This is a genomic window from Pseudoalteromonas sp. US3C1013, from assembly GCF_048401115.1.
Taxonomy (GTDB): domain Bacteria; phylum Pseudomonadota; class Gammaproteobacteria; order Enterobacterales; family Alteromonadaceae; genus Pseudoalteromonas; species Pseudoalteromonas undina.
Genome location: NZ_CP183075.1, coordinates 1220179 through 1237981, shown reverse-complemented (window position 1 = coordinate 1237981; position 17803 = coordinate 1220179). Strand labels below are relative to the sequence as shown.

16 protein-coding genes are annotated in these 17803 nt (G+C 40.0%); 9 read left to right on the top strand and 7 right to left on the bottom strand.

The window, feature by feature from the left end; genetic code table 11:
* The first annotated feature begins 155 nt into the window (after positions 1-155).
* The 4 genes from ACNSN2_RS05720 (at position 156) to infA (ending at position 4882) form a co-directional block, all read left to right on the top strand.
* Entirely contained in the window at positions 156-2969 is a 2814-nt protein-coding gene (locus ACNSN2_RS05720) for a bifunctional aconitate hydratase 2/2-methylisocitrate dehydratase (protein WP_131690908.1), read from the top strand.
* A 190-nt stretch (positions 2970-3159) separates the two neighbouring features.
* A complete protein-coding gene (gene aat, locus ACNSN2_RS05715; RefSeq protein ID WP_418608745.1) occupies positions 3160-3876 on the top strand; it encodes a leucyl/phenylalanyl-tRNA--protein transferase in 717 nt (238 codons plus the stop codon).
* Complete coding sequence (locus ACNSN2_RS05710; RefSeq protein WP_010389715.1) at positions 3869-4573, top strand: arginyltransferase; 705 nt, start codon at positions 3869-3871, stop codon at positions 4571-4573. The genes aat and ACNSN2_RS05710 overlap by 8 nt, the downstream gene beginning before the upstream one ends.
* A 90-nt stretch (positions 4574-4663) precedes the next feature.
* The gene (gene infA / locus ACNSN2_RS05705) at positions 4664-4882 is read left to right on the top strand and encodes a translation initiation factor IF-1 (protein WP_002962494.1); all 219 of its coding nucleotides are present in this window, start codon (positions 4664-4666) and stop codon (positions 4880-4882) included.
* Positions 4883-5082: 200 nt separating this feature from the next.
* Here infA and clpA read toward each other — a convergent pair whose 3' ends face one another.
* Together clpA and clpS are read right to left on the bottom strand one after the other, a co-directional pair.
* Positions 5083-7344 carry an ATP-dependent Clp protease ATP-binding subunit ClpA gene (clpA, locus tag ACNSN2_RS05700; RefSeq protein WP_008110100.1) on the bottom strand — a complete coding sequence of 754 codons (2262 nt, stop codon included), beginning with the start codon at positions 7342-7344 and terminating at the stop codon, positions 5083-5085.
* A 68-nt stretch (positions 7345-7412) separates the two neighbouring features.
* Positions 7413-7721, bottom strand: a complete 309-nt coding sequence (gene clpS, locus ACNSN2_RS05695; RefSeq protein ID WP_008110102.1) for an ATP-dependent Clp protease adapter ClpS — start codon at positions 7719-7721, stop codon at positions 7413-7415.
* Between the two features lie 209 nt (positions 7722-7930).
* On the opposite strand from clpS, the gene cspD reads away from it, so the two are divergent.
* A complete protein-coding gene (gene cspD / locus ACNSN2_RS05690; protein ID WP_008110104.1) occupies positions 7931-8149 on the top strand; it encodes a cold shock domain-containing protein CspD in 219 nt (72 codons plus the stop codon).
* A 454-nt stretch (positions 8150-8603) separates the two neighbouring features.
* Positions 8604-10826 carry an NADP-dependent isocitrate dehydrogenase gene (locus ACNSN2_RS05685; protein ID WP_008110106.1) on the top strand — a complete coding sequence of 741 codons (2223 nt, stop codon included), beginning with the start codon at positions 8604-8606 and terminating at the stop codon, positions 10824-10826.
* A gap of 110 nt (positions 10827-10936) precedes the next feature.
* Here ACNSN2_RS05685 and ACNSN2_RS05680 read toward each other — a convergent pair whose 3' ends face one another.
* The 3 genes from ACNSN2_RS05680 to ACNSN2_RS05670 all read right to left on the bottom strand — a co-directional run bounded on the left by ACNSN2_RS05680 (position 10937) and on the right by ACNSN2_RS05670 (position 14459).
* Positions 10937-12178 (bottom strand): amidohydrolase family protein, encoded by a 1242-nt coding sequence (locus ACNSN2_RS05680; protein ID WP_054200751.1) that lies wholly within the window; start codon positions 12176-12178, stop codon positions 10937-10939.
* A gap of 12 nt (positions 12179-12190) precedes the next feature.
* Positions 12191-13573: an amidohydrolase gene (locus ACNSN2_RS05675; RefSeq protein WP_418608743.1), complete on the bottom strand. Its 1383-nt coding sequence runs from the start codon at positions 13571-13573 to the stop codon at positions 12191-12193.
* 100 nt (positions 13574-13673) lie between these two features.
* Positions 13674-14459 carry a hypothetical protein gene (locus tag ACNSN2_RS05670; RefSeq protein WP_418608742.1) on the bottom strand — a complete coding sequence of 262 codons (786 nt, stop codon included), beginning with the start codon at positions 14457-14459 and terminating at the stop codon, positions 13674-13676.
* A gap of 244 nt (positions 14460-14703) precedes the next feature.
* Between ACNSN2_RS05670 and ACNSN2_RS05665 the strand changes: the two genes are divergently transcribed.
* Positions 14704-15066, top strand: coding sequence for a DUF3718 domain-containing protein (locus tag ACNSN2_RS05665; RefSeq protein WP_036984821.1), 363 nt, complete (start codon positions 14704-14706; stop codon positions 15064-15066).
* 101 nt (positions 15067-15167) lie between these two features.
* On the opposite strand, the gene ACNSN2_RS05660 is transcribed toward ACNSN2_RS05665, so the two are convergent.
* Positions 15168-15860 (bottom strand): DUF445 domain-containing protein, encoded by a 693-nt coding sequence (locus tag ACNSN2_RS05660; protein ID WP_418608740.1) that lies wholly within the window; start codon positions 15858-15860, stop codon positions 15168-15170.
* Positions 15861-15981: 121 nt separating this feature from the next.
* On the opposite strand from ACNSN2_RS05660, the gene ACNSN2_RS05655 reads away from it, so the two are divergent.
* Together ACNSN2_RS05655 and ACNSN2_RS05650 are read left to right on the top strand one after the other, a co-directional pair.
* Positions 15982-16848, top strand: a complete 867-nt coding sequence (locus tag ACNSN2_RS05655) for a fructosamine kinase family protein (RefSeq protein ID WP_418608739.1) — start codon at positions 15982-15984, stop codon at positions 16846-16848.
* A 90-nt stretch (positions 16849-16938) separates the two neighbouring features.
* Entirely contained in the window at positions 16939-17142 is a 204-nt protein-coding gene (locus tag ACNSN2_RS05650; protein WP_008464077.1) for a CPXCG motif-containing cysteine-rich protein, read from the top strand.
* Here ACNSN2_RS05650 and ACNSN2_RS05645 read toward each other — a convergent pair.
* Positions 17139-17765: a riboflavin synthase gene (locus ACNSN2_RS05645; protein ID WP_054200746.1), complete on the bottom strand. Its 627-nt coding sequence runs from the start codon at positions 17763-17765 to the stop codon at positions 17139-17141. The genes ACNSN2_RS05650 and ACNSN2_RS05645 overlap by 4 nt on opposite strands.
* Between the last annotated feature and the right edge of the window lie 38 nt (positions 17766-17803).

The following is a 17803-nucleotide window of genomic DNA, read 5'->3' as shown; positions in this document are numbered from 1 at the left end:
CTAAGGGTGAGCAACAAATACCGTCAAATTATATAAGTAAAACTAGCTATAATTATCGTCAGGAATAAAAGCTTTATTCATTTAGGCATTACTAGAAACTGTAAAATCAGTTAAAATGCTTAACTTCATATCAAGTAAATTACCGAGAGTTTTCTATGAGTTTGTATACAAAATATATGGAAGAAATCCAAACCCGTAAAACGGAGCTTGGATTAAGCCCACAACCAATCGATAGCGCTGAACTAGTATCAGAAATAATTAATCAAATTAAAGATACTAATAACGAGCATCGTAAAGATTCACTGCATTTCTTTATTTTTAATACTTTACCTGGAACAACCAGTGCTGCGGGCGTTAAAGCACAGTTTCTAAAAGAAATCATTTTAGGTGAAGAGCACGTTGCAGAGATCACTCCAGAATTTGCATTCGAACTACTTTCACACATGAAAGGCGGCCCATCGATTGAAATGCTAATTGATTTAGCCTTTGCTGATGACGCAAAAATCGCAGCACAAGCTGCAGAAGTACTGAAAACTCAGGTATTCTTATACGATGCAGATATGGAGCGCATAAAAGCGGCCTACGAAGCAGGTAACCCAATTGCTAAAGAATTACTAGAGAGCTTCTCAAAAGCTGAATTCTTTACAAAATTACCTGACATCGAAGAAAAAATCGAAGTAGTAACTTACATTGCTGGTGAAGGCGACATCTCAACTGATTTACTGTCTCCAGGTAACCAAGCACACTCACGTGCTGACCGTGAATTACACGGTAAATGTATGATCACTGAAGAAGCACAACAAGAAATCGTTGCCCTTCAAAAGAAACACCCTAACGCTAAAGTAATGCTTATTGCTGAAAAAGGCACCATGGGCGTTGGTTCATCTCGTATGTCTGGTGTGAATAACGTAGCACTTTGGGCTGGTAAACAAGCAAGCCCATACGTTCCTTTCATCAACATTGCACCTGTTGTTGCAGGTACAAATGGTATTGCGCCAATCTTCTTAACAACGGTTGATGTAACTGGCGGTATTGGTCTTGACCTTAAAAACTGGGTTAAGAAAGTAGATGCAGACGGCAATACAGTAACTGATGCAAACGGTGACGCAGTGCTTGAAGAAGCTTACTCTGTTGCTACTGGTACTGTATTAACAATCAATACTAAAGAGAAGAAGCTTTATAACGGTGATAAAGAACTTGTTGATATTTCATCAGCGTTCACACCGCAAAAAGTTGAATTCATGAGAGCCGGTGGTTCTTACGCCGTTGTATTTGGTAAGAAACTACAAACGTTTGCTGCTGAAACTCTTGGCATTGAAACGCCGCTTGTTTACGCACCTTCAAAAGAAATTTCACACGAAGGTCAAGGCTTAACAGCGGTTGAAAAAATCTTTAACCGTAATGCGGTAGGTGTACTATCAGATACGCCACTTCACGCAGGCTCAAACGTTCGCGTTAAAGTGAACATCGTTGGTTCGCAAGATACAACCGGTCCAATGACAGCACAAGAACTAGAAGCAATGGCTGCTTCAACGATTTCACCTCTTGTTGATGGTGCCTACCAGTCTGGTTGTCATACAGCATCAGTATGGGATAGCAAAGCACAAGCAAACATTCCTAAACTAATGGCGTTTATGAATAAGTTTGGTTTGATCACTGCACGTGACCCGAAAGGCGTTTACCATGCAATGACTGACGTTATTCACAAAGTATTGAACGACATTACAATTGATGATCGCGCTATCATCATTGGTGGTGACTCGCATACACGTATGTCTAAAGGCGTTGCCTTTGGTGCCGACTCAGGTACTGTTGCTGTTGCACTTGCAACGGGTGAATCAGCGATGCCAATTCCTGATTCAGTTAAAGTGACGTTTAAAGGCAAAATGGCTAAGCACATGGATTTCCGCGACGTTGTACATGCAACGCAAGCGCAAATGCTTAAGCAATTTGGCGGCGAAAACGTGTTCCAAGGCCGTATCATTGAAGTTCACATTGGTACCCTAATGGCTGACCAAGCGTTTACTTTCACTGACTGGACTGCAGAAATGAAAGCGAAAGCGTCAATCTGTATTTCAAATGATGAAACGTTAATTAAGTCAATTGAACTTGCTAAGTCACGTATCCAAATCATGATCAACAAAGGTATGGAAAACGAAGCACAAACGCTACAAGGTCTAATCGATTTAGCCGACAAGCGTATTGCAGGTATTCAATCTGGTGAAGAGCCAGCACTTTCTCCAGACGACAACGCTAAATACCACGCAGAAGTTGTGGTTGATTTGGACCAAATCGTTGAGCCAATGATTGCCGATCCAGACGTAAATAACGATGATGTTTCTAAGCGTTATACTCACGATGTGATCCGCCCTGTTTCTTTTTACAACGACAAGCCTGTTGATTTAGGTTTTGTTGGTTCGTGTATGGTTCACAAAGGCGATATGAAAATTATTGCTCACATGCTACGTAACCTTGAGAAGAAAAACGGTTCTATCTCATTCAAAGCGCCATTAGTTGTTGCGCCACCAACATACAACATTGTTGATGAGCTTAAAGCTGAAGGCGATTGGGATATTCTTGCTAAATACGCAGGTTTTGAATTTGACGATGCAAAACCAAAAACGGCTGCACGTACTAAGTATGAAAATATCTTATACCTAGAACGTCCTGGTTGTAACTTATGTATGGGTAACCAAGAAAAAGCAGAACCTGGTGATACTGTTATCGCAACATCAACACGTCTTTTCCAAGGCCGTGTAGTAGCCGATACATCTGAGAAAAAAGGTGAGTCACTTCTAGGTTCTACGCCAGTTGTAGTTCTATCTTCTGTTCTTGGTCGTTTCCCGACTATCGAAGAGTACAAGTCTGCGGTTGAAGGTATTGACCTTACATCGTTTACACCTGTTGAAGAAGCAATGACAACTAAGTTCAACGCTGGACAAGCAGTACCAGTAAAAGTGGTTAGCTAATTCTATTAGTTAGCACTTTTTAAGCTAATAATTAAAGCGCGTTTTAAACGCGCTTTTTTTTTGGCTAAAATTTACCTCACAGGAATGTAAGCCCTGCTCAACCCTATGGACAACCCAATAATTTGTGGTTTGTGATTTTAAAGCAACAGGTTACACTTTATCTTGACCATGCAGTTATTCAATCGGTGTTATGACTAAACAACTCTATCAACTCGCTACGAGCCATTTTGCTTTTCCTGATCCCAGCCATGCATTAGATGATCCAGATGGTTTACTTGCCATTGGTGGATGCTTATCGGTAACGCGATTAAAAAATGCCTATTTATCTGGTATTTTTCCGTGGTTTAGTGAACAAGAGCCAATTATGTGGTGGTCACCCAGTGAGCGCGGTATTGTTGAGCTTAATGACTTTCATGTTAGTAAAAGCTTACGAAAACATTTAAAAAAGCACCCGGTCACCGTAACCATTAATCATGCCTTTGAAGAAGTGATAGAAGCGTGCCGCGATCAACGTCTTGATACCGATGGCACTTGGATCACCCCGCAAATGCAACAGGCGTACATAAAAGCGCATTACAATGGCTTAGCTCATAGTTTAGAGGTATGGCGTGAGGGAGAGCTTGTAGGCGGCTTATATGGGATTATGCAAACTGGCGTTTTTTGTGGTGAATCAATGTTTCATCATCAAACAAATTGCTCCAAACTGGCGATGTGGGCGCTGGTTAATTGGCTTAAGCGCCATAATGCGCATTTTATTGATTGCCAATTAGAAAATCCTTATTTAATGTCGTTAGGTGCCAGCGTGATTCCACGTGAAGAATTTTTAACTAAACTTAATAAAGCACAGTGTTACACCCCAGCTGCCAGTATGTGGCAGCCACAGGAGCTAATCGCGATATATGAATGAACAACTTCCGGCTCGTATAGGCCTAAGCCAACCGTTTGAATGCAGTTATTTACCTGATCGCCAAGAACAACTGCTGGTGATACTCGACCCAAGTTGTTACAGCAGCAACAAGTTTGAATCATTATTAGGATTAGGCTTTCGTCGCAGCGGTAACCAAATTTATCGCCCGCACTGCCCTATTTGCAGCGCATGTAGTTCTGTGCGCGTTTTAGCTGATGAGTTTATGCCGACAAAATCGCAAAAACGTAAACTTAACAAAGCAAAAAACCGCTTTGAGGTAAAATATTCACAGGTTGAACGCGAACAATACTACCCACTTTACAGTAAATACATTAGTTTACGTCATCAAGACGGTTCTATGTATCCACCTGATAAATCACAATTTCAAAGTTTTTTGTTTTGTAGCTGGTTAACCATCACCTTTATAGAGCTTTGGGATCAAGAAAACTTAGTAGCCGTTGCTGTAACTGATTGTATGGACAACGCTATTTCCGCTATTTATACATTTTTTGACCCTGACTACGAACACTTCAGTTTAGGGACTGTAATGATATTACAGCAGCTTAAATTTGCTAAACAGCAACACAAACAGTTTGTTTATTTAGGCTATCAAATAGATGAATGCGACAAAATGAAGTATAAAACCCAGTTTTTACCTGCCCAAAAACAGCTCAATGACCAGTGGGTGGCTATTTAATTTACAAAAATAGCCCCTGCGCCTTTACTTATTGGCGTATTTTGGGCAAAATCTGCAGCGTTTAACTATTAAAGAGGTGTTACGCTAAACATGGCGAAAGAAGACGTAATCGAAATGCAAGGGACAGTCCTTGATACTTTACCAAATACAATGTTCCGAGTTGAGCTAGAAAATGGTCACGTAGTTGTGGCTCATATTTCAGGTAAAATGCGCAAAAACTATATCCGTATTTTAACCGGCGATAAAGTAACGGTAGAAATGACTCCTTACGATTTATCGAAAGGTCGTATCGTATTCCGTGCTCGCTAAGTAAGTGCGTAAACGAGATTTAGTTTTTGGCTAGTGAAAACTAGCTTTAAGCGTTTATTAAATGTAATTAATGGTAGTAGCCAGTAATTACATTTAATAAACAAAAAACCCAGCCTTTGCTGGGTTTTTTGTTGCCTATTTCTTTGGCAAATAAAAAAGCCTGCATAAAGCAGGCTTTTTAAATTGCTAACTTTTTTAGGTTAGGCTGGCGTTAAGTCACTCTCGTAATCAAAACGCAGTTTTTTATCTTTAACCGATACTTTTACCGTACCGCCAGAAATTAGCTCACCAAACAGTATTTCGTTAGCCAATTGCTTTTTAAGATCTTCTTGGATAACACGCGCCATAGGACGCGCGCCCATTGCTTTGTCATAGCCTTTATCAGCCAACCACTCACGAGCTTTAGAAGTAAGCTCAAGGTTAACTGACTTCTTATCCAGTTGCGCTTGTAACTCAACAACAAATTTATCAACCACTTGCAAAATAACCTCTTTTTCGAGGTGATTAAACCAAATAATGTTATCTAAGCGGTTTCTAAATTCAGGTGAAAATACTTTGTTAATTTCACCCATTGCATCGTGTGTGTGATCTTGCTCACTAAAACCAATCGACTTACGCGTGGTTTCTTGTACGCCGGCATTGGTGGTCATCACTACTACTACGTTTCTAAAGTCAGCTTTTCGGCCGTTATTATCTGTTAGCGTACCGTGATCCATAACTTGTAATAAAATGTTGTAGATATCAGGATGCGCTTTTTCAATTTCATCCAGCAATACCACTGCATGTGGGTTTTTGATCACCGCTTCTGTTAATAAGCCGCCTTGTTCAAAACCTACATAACCCGGAGGAGCACCGATTAAACGGCTCACCGCATGGCGCTCAACGTATTCAGACATATCAAAACGAATAAACTCAACACCCATGCATTTAGCTAATTGCTTGGTAACCTCTGTTTTACCTACCCCTGTTGGGCCTGCAAATAAAAACGAACCAACCGGTTTGTTCTCGTTTGCTAAACCTGAGCGCGATAAGCGAATAGCAGAAGTTAATGCATCAATGGATTGATCTTGTCCAAACACCAACATTTTTAAATTACGGTCTAAGTTTTTCAGCGTTTCTTTATCAGACGACGACACATTTTGAGGCGGAATACGCGCCATTTTAGACACAATCATCTCAATATCAGATACACCAATGGTTTTTTTACGCTTGGACGTAGGCAGTAGCCGTTGGCTTGCGCCTGCTTCATCAATAACGTCAATCGCTTTATCAGGTAAGTGACGCTCATTAATATACTTGGCACTTAGCTCAGCGGCTGCTTTTAACGCTTTTTGCGTATAACGAATACCATGGTGTGCTTCGTAACGATCTTTTAAGCCGTTAAGAATTTTAGTGGTATCTTCAACACTAGGTTCAAGCACATCAATTTTTTGAAAACGACGAACTAGGGCGCGATCTTTTTCAAAAATATTCTTGTACTCACCGTAAGTGGTAGAACCCATACAACGTAATTGCCCACTTGAGAGTAACGGCTTAATTAAGTTTGAGGCATCCATTACCCCACCTGAGGCAGCACCTGCACCAATAATGGTGTGAATTTCATCAATAAATAAAATTGAACCTGGTTTTGCTTGTAACTCTTTTAATAAACTTTTAAAGCGTTTTTCAAAATCGCCTCGGTATTTGGTACCGGCAAGTAACGCGCCCATATCTAAAGAGTACACAACCGCATCTGCAATGACTTCAGGCACTTGTTCGTTAACAATACGATAGGCTAAGCCCTCGGCAATGGCAGTTTTACCTACGCCGGCTTCACCAACCAGTAATGGGTTATTCTTTTTACGACGACACAGCACTTGCACTGTGCGCTCTACTTCACTGTCACGGCCAACAAGCGGGTCAATATTACCCTCTTTAGCGTGTATATTAAGGTTAGTTGTAAAGCTGTCGAGCTTACTCGCTTCTTCGCTTGCTACTTCTTGCACCTCTTCATGAATATCGTCGGTATCATCGCCTAATTCGTCGTCACCTTTGGCAATCCCATGAGAAATAAAGTTAACAATATCAAGTCGAGAAATATCGTTCTTTTTAAGTAAGTACACGGCTTGGCTTTCTTGCTCAGAAAAAATAGCGACCAGCACATTAACGCCTGTCACTTCATTTTTGCCAGAAGATTGCACATGAAATACAGCGCGCTGTAATACTCGCTGAAAACCAAGTGTTGGTTGAGTTTCGCGCTCTTCTTCTAAATCAGGAATAACCGGTGTGGTTTCATCAATAAATTCAAGTAACTCTGTTTTTAATCCAGAAACGTCAACACCACACGCATTAAGCGCTTCTCCAGCTGATGGGTTGTCGAGTAGAGCTAATAAAAGGTGCTCTACGGTCATAAACTCATGACGACGTGTACGCGCTTCACGAAACGCAGTGTTCAAAGTTAGTTCTAAGTCTTTATTTAGCATTGGCAACCCCTTACAGAGATAATAATTTTATACCGCACTTCAAAGATGAAAGTTCACCTTTGTGGTATTTATTCCTGCTCACAACTACATAGCAGTGGATGCTCGTTATCCCTTGAGTAGCGGTTAACTTGCTCAGCCTTAGTATGTGCTACGTCGGCGCTGTAAACACCACATATGCCCTTACCTTGCTGATGTATTTGCAGCATCACATCAGTTGCTCTATCGCTATCCATATTAAAAAACGTCATTAAGATCTCTATTACAAAATCCATCGGCGTGTAATCATCGTTGTTTAACACAACTTTATATTTTCGCGGTGGCTGCAACTTTTGCTTTTCACTATCGCGAACGGTGTCGATAACACCAGAATCTTTCATACCACTCATAATTAAATATAGTCTTGTCTTTGTAACTCAAGCAAACTTGAATAAAAAAATAAATAAAATGTTAAAAAATAACCTAAAACACTTGACTGGTTGCTTAAATAAACTACAGTCAAATGGTGATTGATTAAACCTTAGTCAGTCTAGCAAACAATACAGTTTAGGATAACTAAATTAGTCAACTTATAGAAGGATGTAGAAGTATGGCTTGTGGTAAAGTCAAATGGTTCAACAACGCCAAAGGTTTTGGTTTCATCGTAGAAGACGGTTGCGAGAACGACATTTTTGCTCATTACTCCACTATTGTAATGGACGGATACAAGACGCTTAAAGCTGGTCAAGATGTTACCTTCGAATTACAACAGGGCCCTAAAGGTCTACACGCTACTAATATAGCCCCTAACGGCGATATTATAGAGTGATTGTAAATATGAGACTAAAGCGAGCGACCTGTTTAGATCCTCGCTTAATCCCCTAAATATCCCTAACCACTTACATATAAATTGCTTCATTGTTTGTTAATTCAACCCTGCTCCTTGATTTTATTTTATCTACCCCAATAATTTCAGTATTAGATGTTTAACTGCTGGCGTTTGGCGCGTAATCCTAGCCCTTTTTAGCCAAGCTTGTTACACTCTTTATCCTGTAAAACGTAATTACTTTAGCCTAATGGCTAGTTTTTAATTACATAAATTTCAGTTATAAAAGACACTAGTCCGTCAGGTGTGATTATTCTTACCTTGTTTAGGTTATACGAGTACCAACACCTAACAGACTACTCATTGCATATACTAATGCTTTATTTATAAGGTATTAAGCGATGATTTCTTTGCATTGTTGAATTTGGCCAATGCGGCCTACTATCTAGGAATGATGATGACATCAAAAATTATCTATACAAAAACGGACGAAGCTCCGGCACTAGCAACTTATTCGTTGTTACCTATTATCCAAGCGTACACAAATGCGGCAGGTGTTGAAGTTGAAACACGCGACATCTCATTAGCTGGTCGTGTAATTGCGAGCTTCCCGGATTACCTAACAGAAGAACAACGCATTGGTGATGCACTTGCAGAGCTTGGCGAAATGGCAAAAACACCAGAAGCTAACATCATTAAATTACCGAACATTAGTGCATCAGTTCCGCAACTTCGCGCTGTAATTAAAGAGCTTCAAGAAAAAGGTTATGCACTTCCAGAATACCCTGTAGAACCTAAAAACGATGAAGAAAAAGCCATTCAAGCAGCATACGATAAAATTAAAGGCAGCGCAGTAAACCCTGTTCTTCGTGAAGGTAACTCTGACCGTCGCGCACCAGGTTCAGTGAAAGAGTATGCACGTAATAACCCGCATTCAATGGGCGCGTGGAGCAAAGATTCACAATCATACGTTGCAAGCATGGAAGAAGGTGACTTCTTTGGTTCTGAGCAATCAGTAACTGTTGATGAAGCAACGGATGTTCGTATTGAACACGTAGCGGCTAATGGCGATATCACTGTACTTAAGCAAAGCACGCCATTACTTGCTGGTGAAGTAATTGATGCATCACGTATTAGCGCTGCAAAATTACAAGCATTCCTAGAAGCTGAAATTAATGCAGCGAAAGAAAAAGGCGTGTTATTTTCGCTTCACATGAAAGCAACCATGATGAAAGTATCTGATCCAATCATCTTTGGTCACGCTGTAAAAGTATTCTACAAAGACGTTTTTGCAAAACACGGTGCACTTTTTGAAGAGCTAGGTGTTGATGTAAACAACGGTTTAGGCGATGTGTACTCTAAAATTCAAACATTAGATGACGCTAAGCGCGAAGAAATTGAAGCAGATATTCAAGCTGTTTATGCTAACCGCCCTGCTATCGCAATGGTTGATTCTCATCGTGGCATTACAAACTTACACGTACCAAGTGATGTGATCATCGATGCTTCTATGCCTGCTGCAATTCGCTCAAGCGGTCAAATGTGGAATAAAGACGATAAATTACAAGACACAAGCTTTGTAATTCCAGATCGTTGTTACTCTGGCGTTTACCAAGCAACCATTGATTTTTGTAAAGAGCACGGTGCTTTTGATCCTACGACTATGGGTAGCGTACCAAACGTTGGCCTTATGGCTCAAAAAGCGGAAGAGTACGGCTCACATGACAAAACATTTGAAGCAAAAGCTGACGGTACTATTCGTGTTGTTGACACAAATGGCAATACGTTACTTGAGCACAGTGTTGAGCAAGGCGATATCTGGCGCATGTGTCAGGTTAAAGATGCACCAATTCAAGATTGGGTTAAACTTGCAGTAAACCGCGCTCGCGCAACTGGTAATCCGGCTATTTTCTGGTTAGATGCAGAACGTGCACACGATGCTGAGCTAATCAAAAAAGTGAATAAATACCTGCCAGATCACGACACTGCTGGCCTAGATATTCAAATTTTATCGCCAATGGATGCAACCTTATTCTCACTAGCACGCATCAAAGAAGGTAAAGATACGATTTCTGTAACAGGTAACGTATTACGTGATTACCTAACAGATTTATTCCCAATTTTAGAATTGGGCACTAGTGCTAAAATGCTTTCAATTGTGCCACTAATGAATGGCGGTGGTCTATTTGAAACAGGTGCGGGTGGTTCTGCTCCTAAGCACGTTCAACAGTTTGAAAAAGAAAACCACTTACGTTGGGATTCTTTAGGTGAGTTCTTAGCACTTGCTGCGTCACTTGAACACCTAAGCACGACAACAGGTAACAACAAGGCACAAGTACTTGCTGATACGCTTGATAAAGCAACGGGTACATTCTTAGCTGAAAACAAGTCGCCTTCACGTAAAGTAAAAGAAATTGATAACCGTGGTTCTCATTTCTTCTTATCTTTATTCTGGGCTCAAGAACTTGCTAAGCAAAATGAAGATAGCGAGCTTAAAGCGCAATTTACACAAATTGCTAGCGACCTTGAAACCAACAAAGAGCAAATTGTTAGCGAGCTAAACGATGCACAGGGTCCTGCAATGAACATTGGCGGATACTTCCAGCCAAATGATGATGCAGCCTTCAAAGCAATGCGTCCGAGCACAACATTTAACGAGATTTTATCTAAACTAGTATAAATCAGTTAAATGAATGAAAAGGCGCTCATAGAGCGCCTTTTTTGTGCTTAGGCGAAAGGTGTTCGTAAAAAAGGCCGCTAATGCGGCCTTTTAAATTCAACTTTAAAAGTTTATTTTGTGTACGCGCGTGGCATGTTCGACTCTGTTGTATAGCGCTCACGCAGTTTATCTTGGCGAGATTCAGTACTAACCTCAACCCCATTAATAAACATTTTATTCACGTGGCTGCTCAGCTCAAACGGGTCGTTACTCCACATAACAACATCAGCGGCTTTACCTACTTCTAGGCTACCGGCATTAATACCAAATACATCAGCCACATTCGAAGTCATGGCCTTTAATGCGCCTTGTTGGCTCATACCGTAAGACACTGCGTTACCGGCATCGTAGCGAAGCTGGTAAACATTGTGGCTGGCATCGCCACCCACAGTTAATAGCACTTTAACACCGGCTTTTTCTAGTATGCCGGCATTATTTAAGCTTGCATGCAATGAATCGAAGCTGCCTGGTAAATTATCCATTGCACTAATGATCACAGGAATGCCTGCTTTAGCGATGCGATCTTTAACTACAACGGCATCTTGAGCGCCATTAAGGACAATGTTTACGCCAAACTGCTGTTTCACTTTTATTAGTTCAACAATATCAGCCGAACGCGACACACTAATTAGTAATGGCATATCGCCTTTTAGTACTTTAGCCATTATGGTGTCTTCAGCACTTGGCTTAGCGTCATCTTTTTTAGCTTCTTTGCTTGCTTTAGTTTGATGCTCATCTAACTTATTGATAAGTGTTTGCAAGGTAAATGCACGAGAGCCTTTGCTGCGTTCACCCAAATGAACCACTAATGCTGCTTGCTTTTTATTTACGCTTTCGAAGCTACCACTTAAATCAACAACACTTGCAAGGCCTGCAAATATGCTGTCACCACCGTAAGGGGTGATCAAATCGCGAGTAATACCGCCTTTACGTGCATAAGGTATTAAGCTTGAACGAGGATTAAATGCCAAGCTTGCATCAAAATCGATACCCGCTTTGTCTTCTCCTGCATCGCGAGAACCGGCAACCGCACCTACTTCAACTAAGCCAAGCTGGTTTACACTGGCTATAAAACCTGGGGTCACTATTTGACCTTGAGCATCAATAACTTTGTCAACTTTAAAATCGCTAGGGTTAATGGCAGTGATTTTGCCATCATTCATAACTATGCTAGCTCCTTCTAATACACCTTGATCTGAAGATGTATGCAAAGTTGCATTAATAATTGCCAGTGACTCTGCGCTCACGGTACCCGATGCTAATAGCCCTGCAGCAACCAGAGAAAGCGAAAACGAACGTGATAATTTTTTCATTCTGGGTGCTCCTTATTGTTGACCTAACATAAAATCACTTTGTGCTTGGAATGCGCTATCGTTTCTATCGTAAACTTTTGCACCATCAACAAACACTTGCTCTGCTTTTGCATAAACACTAAACGGGCTTTGATTCCAAATAACAACATCAGCTTGTTTGCCTGCTTCAAGTGAGCCTGTTTTATCTTCAATACCTAAAGATTTAGCGGCATTAGCTGTGATCCACTTAATTGCATGCTGCTCAGAAATATCAAACCCATTTTGGTTTGCACTGAACATAACTTTCGCTGCTTCTTGGTTTAAGCGTTGAATCGTCGTGTCAGAATCTGAGTGCACAACAGCACATGAGTTTTTAACGGCATCAACAATTGCTACGTTCTCTTGCACCATATCGTAGGCTTCCATTTTAAAGCCCCACCAGTCTGGCCAAAGTGCAGCACACGAGCCGTTTTCAGCCAGTAAATCAGCAATTTTGTATGCTTCAATACCGTGATGGAATGTGCCCGCATGATAATTAAACTCTTTTGAAAGGTCGATCATCATCGCCATTTCTTCTGCTTTGTAGCAGTGATTATGAATACGAACGTCACCTTCTAAAACACCGCGCAATGTATCGTATTTAATATCTCGGTGTGGAGCTTCTGGGTTTTTACCCGCAGCGTAATCAGCATCGTACTTATCCCACTCACGCTTATATTCTTGAGCGCCAATCCATGCTGTGCGATAACCTGCCATATTACCCATACGTGTCATCGGTAATACACCTTTTCGACCGTAAACACGTTTAGGATTTTCACCACAGGCCATTTTTAAACCGTATGGCGCATCAGGAAATTTCATTCCTTGCATGGTATGAGCCGGTACATTTTTAAGTGTAACGCCACGTCCACCAAATAGATTAGCTGAACCTGGTAAAATTTGTAATGACGTAATACCGCCTTCACGTGCGCGATTAAAACCTGGATCTTGTGGCCAAATTGAATGCTCAACCCATACTTCTGCCGTATTAGGGCTGGTCATTTCGTTACCATCTTGATGAGACTCAACCGATGGATTTGGATAAGCACCTAAATGTGAATGAACGTCAATAATGCCTGGTGTTACCCATTTACCTTGCGCGTCAATAGTGGTGTCTGCATTAGCAGTTAAATCTTTACCAACTTGCTGCACTTTACCGTCAACAATCAGTACGTCAGCTTCATCTAAACGCTCACCCGTACCTGTTAATACCGTTGCATTAGTGATCAAGGTGCTTGATGTCGCTACTGGCTGATAAGTACTTGGGTATGGGTTTTTATTAATGGTTACTTTTGGATCTTGTGGGCCGCTTTCTTGGCAACCAACAAGTGCTGCTGCTAAACCAACAGCTAACAATGAGGGAGCAAATTTTTGCATGTTTTTAGGTTCTCCTGTTTTTTTACTACTTTAGCGAAAGCAAACACATAAAGCTAAAAAAACAGGTGAAAAGGCGGTTATTTAAGGTGAGTTTCTGTAATTATTTTTTTATATAATTGTTATAAAGCTTATCCAGTGCTCCTTCGGTGGTGAGCGATGGATCTTTACTTATAAAGTGTTTAACCGTTCGGGTTACAAAATCTGAGTTTTGCTTATATAATTTTGAAAAATCTTTAATCAATGTATTACCATCTTTTGCGGCTGTGACTTTATCATGGCGATGTCTGTATTGGCTCAATGCCTTATTAAAATCACCTTGATAGTCTTCCACTAAAATTTTATAAAAATCACTTTTTTGTACCTTTAAAACATTAATGCAATAATTAAGCGCTTCTTTAAAGTCGGTAAATACAGTGCCTTCTACATCAAACTCTTTGGTTTTTTCACGCACTGTGACACGTGCTTCTTCAGTAGCATAACTAAACCCCGTAAAAGCAAGTCGCTCAGCCGCTTCTTTACCGAGTTTCATACCCGCTTGAATACTATGAGCAAATTCATCACTCATGTCAGCGAGCTCGTTTTCTTCCCACATGTTATAAACGCGCAAAGGCTTTGCATACTTATTAGATAACTTCTTTTTAAGTTTGCTAAATCGCTCATCAATGGTCATTAATCGCTCATTGTGAAGTAATGCATGGCATTCATAACAAGCTGCAATGGCAACAAAGTCAGCTTCTTCACCTAGATCAATAATACTTTGTAGCATATGCAATGGCGGGCAATGATCGCGCTCTGTTGCCTCACAGCCGCAATAAAAACATTGGTTAAAATGCTGTTGCTCACATGCATAAGCTTGCTGGTAGTAACTTGCTAACGTTTTATTCACAATTGCGCTCCAAAAATATAAAATGCCACAAATTTAGGGCGCGATAATAACAGCCTGAAAAAATATTTCAGTAGGAAAACGCTAAAGTGTGTCAAAAATAAATTATTTATGAACAACTTTTCATACACCTACAAAATTGCACGATTTATATACACATCTTCTTACAGCTTACCCCATTCAGTTAACAACATTTCGGCTACATTAAGCAATACTTAAGTTGCATATAAACAAAGAGGCAAATACTATGATTTCTTTCAAAGCAACTCTATATTCAACTGTATTATTGGGCGCAGCAACATTAACAGCTCCTGTAATGGCGGCCACTTTTGTTGCCGCTGATTCATCACCCGGTACCCAAGCTTGCATGGCCGTTGCATCTAACAAAAGACTGACACTGCTCAGAACAATGAAAGATCTACGTATAGATAAACATGTAATTAGCAAAAAATTACTCTGTAATGATTTATCAGTGGGTGACTTTGTAACGCTGTATGATTTAAATAAATCAGCACAATTTTTAAATATTGAAGCATCTACTAGTACGTCAATAAGAGATTTAGCAAAAGTAAATAAACCGCTTGTAGTTATTATGGCGGGATCTAAATAACCTGAGTTCTAATTAAAAAATCGTGAGTTTTAAATGCGTTTAATTTACTCGAGTCAAACACGTTAGGCAGGGCTTAGTACCTGCTTAACGTGTATTTATTATTAAATAAGCGCTGCCAACAAACCAAATAAGCCACCAAATACCCCACCCCACACAACGAGCCAGCCTAAGTGCTCGCGGATCATGGTTTGAATTATTTCTTTTACCATTTTAGGGGTGAGTTCATCTAAGCGTTCATCCACTAACTTAAGCACTGTATTATGTAGGTTTTGCGCGTTATTCCCTTGGGTTAACATATCGCTTAATAGCGTTTTAAAATCGTCGGTGTCGCTTATTTGCACCAGCGATGATTGCATTTTTTCAATAAACTTTTCTCGCATTGGCTCAACGGCTTCAGTGCCGCCAAACATTGCAAGCATGCTACCAAATTGTGATTGCTCAATAACCACTAACAAATTATCGAATGCAGGGTTTAAATCTACTTTATAAATTACCGATTCAAAATCAATCGTTGGCTGTGCCTTACTTAGAAGCTTGTCTATTTTATGCTCAGAAAAGAACTCCGTAAGTATTAAATTTCTTATAGCCACTTTAAAGCTTTCAAACTTAAGCGCAATTACACCTGATCCATATAAAAACGGTACTTTTTCAAACAGCATATGAATAGCGAGTAAATTTGTAACCGCACCAGAGAGTGCAAATAAACCCACTGAAAGTACAATGGCTTGATCAAATACAAAACCAATAACAACACAACACGCTGCTAATAAGTTAGTGATAAAACTTTTATTCATTTTTATTCCATTTCAGTGATTTGTATCAGAAATTGATAGTCTTAATTTTACACCGATTAATTTGTTTATTTAATCCCTTTTTGCCATAGTTTATTTATAGGTTTAAAAGGTGACTATTGTTATGTGGAAAACAATCAATCAACAGATCAGCCAAGCTATCCATTACGATTTTAAACACACCCATAAACGTCAGTTGCAAAATACATCCACCGATAAGTTGTTTCACTTAAGCGATGGCAAGCACAATTACTTAGTTAAAATTACGCAAAAACATGAACTAGAACGCTTTGAGGCTCAAGCTCAAGGTTTAAAACAGCTTACTCAAAACAGTGTATTTATGGTGCCAGACTGCATTACAACTGGGGCCAATATAGAATTCGCCTTTATTGTATTAGAGTGGCTTGCACTTGACGAGCTTCCCCATACCCATTGGTCAGCTATGGGGGAGCATCTTGCTATGTTACATCAAAAACACCAGCAAGCGATGTTTGGTTTTGACACCGACAATTATTTAAGCTCAACACCTCAACCTAATCAGTGGCATAAAAAATGGGATGTATTTTTTGCAGAAGAACGTATTGGTTGGCAATTACAGCTATTAGCTGAAAAAGGCATTGTACTTGCAGACCCCGAGCAACTGATAAATTTAGTAAAAGAGCAACTGCATAATCATCATGTTTTACCCTCACTATTACATGGCGATTTTTGGCGCGGTAATATGGGCTTTGTAAACAACATTCCGACCTTATTTGACCCTGCCTGCTATTACGGAGATCGGGAGGTCGATATTGCTATGAGTGAGCTTTATGCCCCCCTCCCTGAAGAGTTTTATAGTACCTACAATCACCAATACCCTTTAGCTCAGGGTTATGAACAACGTAAGCTTGTTTACCAGCTTTACCCTATTTTAAACAACGCCAACATTTATGCGGGGCATTATCTAAATCAGGCTAAAGACCACGTTGATAAACTAATTAAACTAAAATAAATGTAGTAAACAAAATATAAGCACTATAGTTATTATTAGCTCGTTGTGTGTTACCCACGTAAAAAAACTTAGTTTTTATGAGGTGTTATTATGAAAGACTTTTTATCACAACGTATCGCCTGCCCACATTGTGGACACCATATTCATTTAGATCTCGATGCCAGTATGGGCGACCAAGACTACTATGAAGAATGCAGTGCCTGTTGTAACCTTATACACTTGAACATGCATATAGATTATGCACGTAATAAGTTAGAGTTACATGTGGACAGCGATGACGAACAAATATTTTAACTATGTTGGCGCATGTAGTTTTCAACGGTGTTTATAATTGTGTAGGTTTGCTGGTCGACTTCAATATTGAACTCATCACCCACAACGGCTTCACCTAAATTAGTTATATCGAGTGTTTCTGGTATTAAATGCAACCAAAAGCCAAATTCATCAATATTACCCACCGTTAAACTTGCACCATTAACAGATACAAATCCTTTGTATAGCACATATTTTTGCCATTTTTGTGGTAGGCTGAGCTGTATTTTATAGTTGTTTTCTAACTTCACTATTTGCGCAATTTTTGCGGTGCAATGAATATGTCCAGATACAATGTGCCCACCCAACTCAGTACCAAATGACACTGAACGCTCGTAATTAACTAAACTACCCAATTCCAGTTGCCCAAGATTAGTTAGCTGCAGGGTTTCGTCAATAACATCAAAATGCACTTGAGCAACCACATCGTGATTACTTAGCTCTACTTTTACCACAGTCAAACAGCAACCATTTATAGCGATGCTGGCACCTAAGTCTAAATGCTTCACGTATTGCTCATTAACAGAAACTACCAAACGTAATACGCCCTGTGCATGGGTTTTAGAAACTACCGTTGCTTGAGTTTGAATAATACCGGTAAACATAAAAATCGCTTCTATTTCTAACAAAGTGCTAGTTTAAC

Excerpts from the sequence above, each read along its gene's own strand:
- ACNSN2_RS05680 (WP_054200751.1), bottom strand. The coding sequence starts at position 12,178 with ATGAAAAAATTATCACGTTCGTTTTCGCTTTCTCTGGTTGCTGCAGGG.
- ACNSN2_RS05645 (WP_054200746.1), bottom strand. The coding sequence starts at position 17,765 with ATGTTTACCGGTATTATTCAAACTCAAGCAACGGTAGTTTCTAAAACC.
- ACNSN2_RS05675 (WP_418608743.1), bottom strand. The coding sequence starts at position 13,573 with ATGCAAAAATTTGCTCCCTCATTGTTAGCTGTTGGTTTAGCAGCAGCA.
- cspD (WP_008110104.1), top strand. The coding sequence starts at position 7,931 with ATGGCTTGTGGTAAAGTCAAATGGTTCAACAACGCCAAAGGTTTTGGT.
- ACNSN2_RS05650 (WP_008464077.1), top strand. The coding sequence starts at position 16,939 with ATGAAAGACTTTTTATCACAACGTATCGCCTGCCCACATTGTGGACAC.
- ACNSN2_RS05720 (WP_131690908.1), top strand. The coding sequence starts at position 156 with ATGAGTTTGTATACAAAATATATGGAAGAAATCCAAACCCGTAAAACG.
- infA (WP_002962494.1), top strand. The coding sequence starts at position 4,664 with ATGGCGAAAGAAGACGTAATCGAAATGCAAGGGACAGTCCTTGATACT.
- clpS (WP_008110102.1), bottom strand. The coding sequence starts at position 7,721 with ATGAAAGATTCTGGTGTTATCGACACCGTTCGCGATAGTGAAAAGCAA.
- ACNSN2_RS05660 (WP_418608740.1), bottom strand. The coding sequence starts at position 15,860 with ATGAATAAAAGTTTTATCACTAACTTATTAGCAGCGTGTTGTGTTGTT.
- ACNSN2_RS05655 (WP_418608739.1), top strand. The coding sequence starts at position 15,982 with ATGTGGAAAACAATCAATCAACAGATCAGCCAAGCTATCCATTACGAT.
- ACNSN2_RS05665 (WP_036984821.1), top strand. The coding sequence starts at position 14,704 with ATGATTTCTTTCAAAGCAACTCTATATTCAACTGTATTATTGGGCGCA.
- aat (WP_418608745.1), top strand. The coding sequence starts at position 3,160 with ATGACTAAACAACTCTATCAACTCGCTACGAGCCATTTTGCTTTTCCT.
- clpA (WP_008110100.1), bottom strand. The coding sequence starts at position 7,344 with ATGCTAAATAAAGACTTAGAACTAACTTTGAACACTGCGTTTCGTGAA.
- ACNSN2_RS05710 (WP_010389715.1), top strand. The coding sequence starts at position 3,869 with ATGAATGAACAACTTCCGGCTCGTATAGGCCTAAGCCAACCGTTTGAA.
- ACNSN2_RS05685 (WP_008110106.1), top strand. The coding sequence starts at position 8,604 with ATGACATCAAAAATTATCTATACAAAAACGGACGAAGCTCCGGCACTA.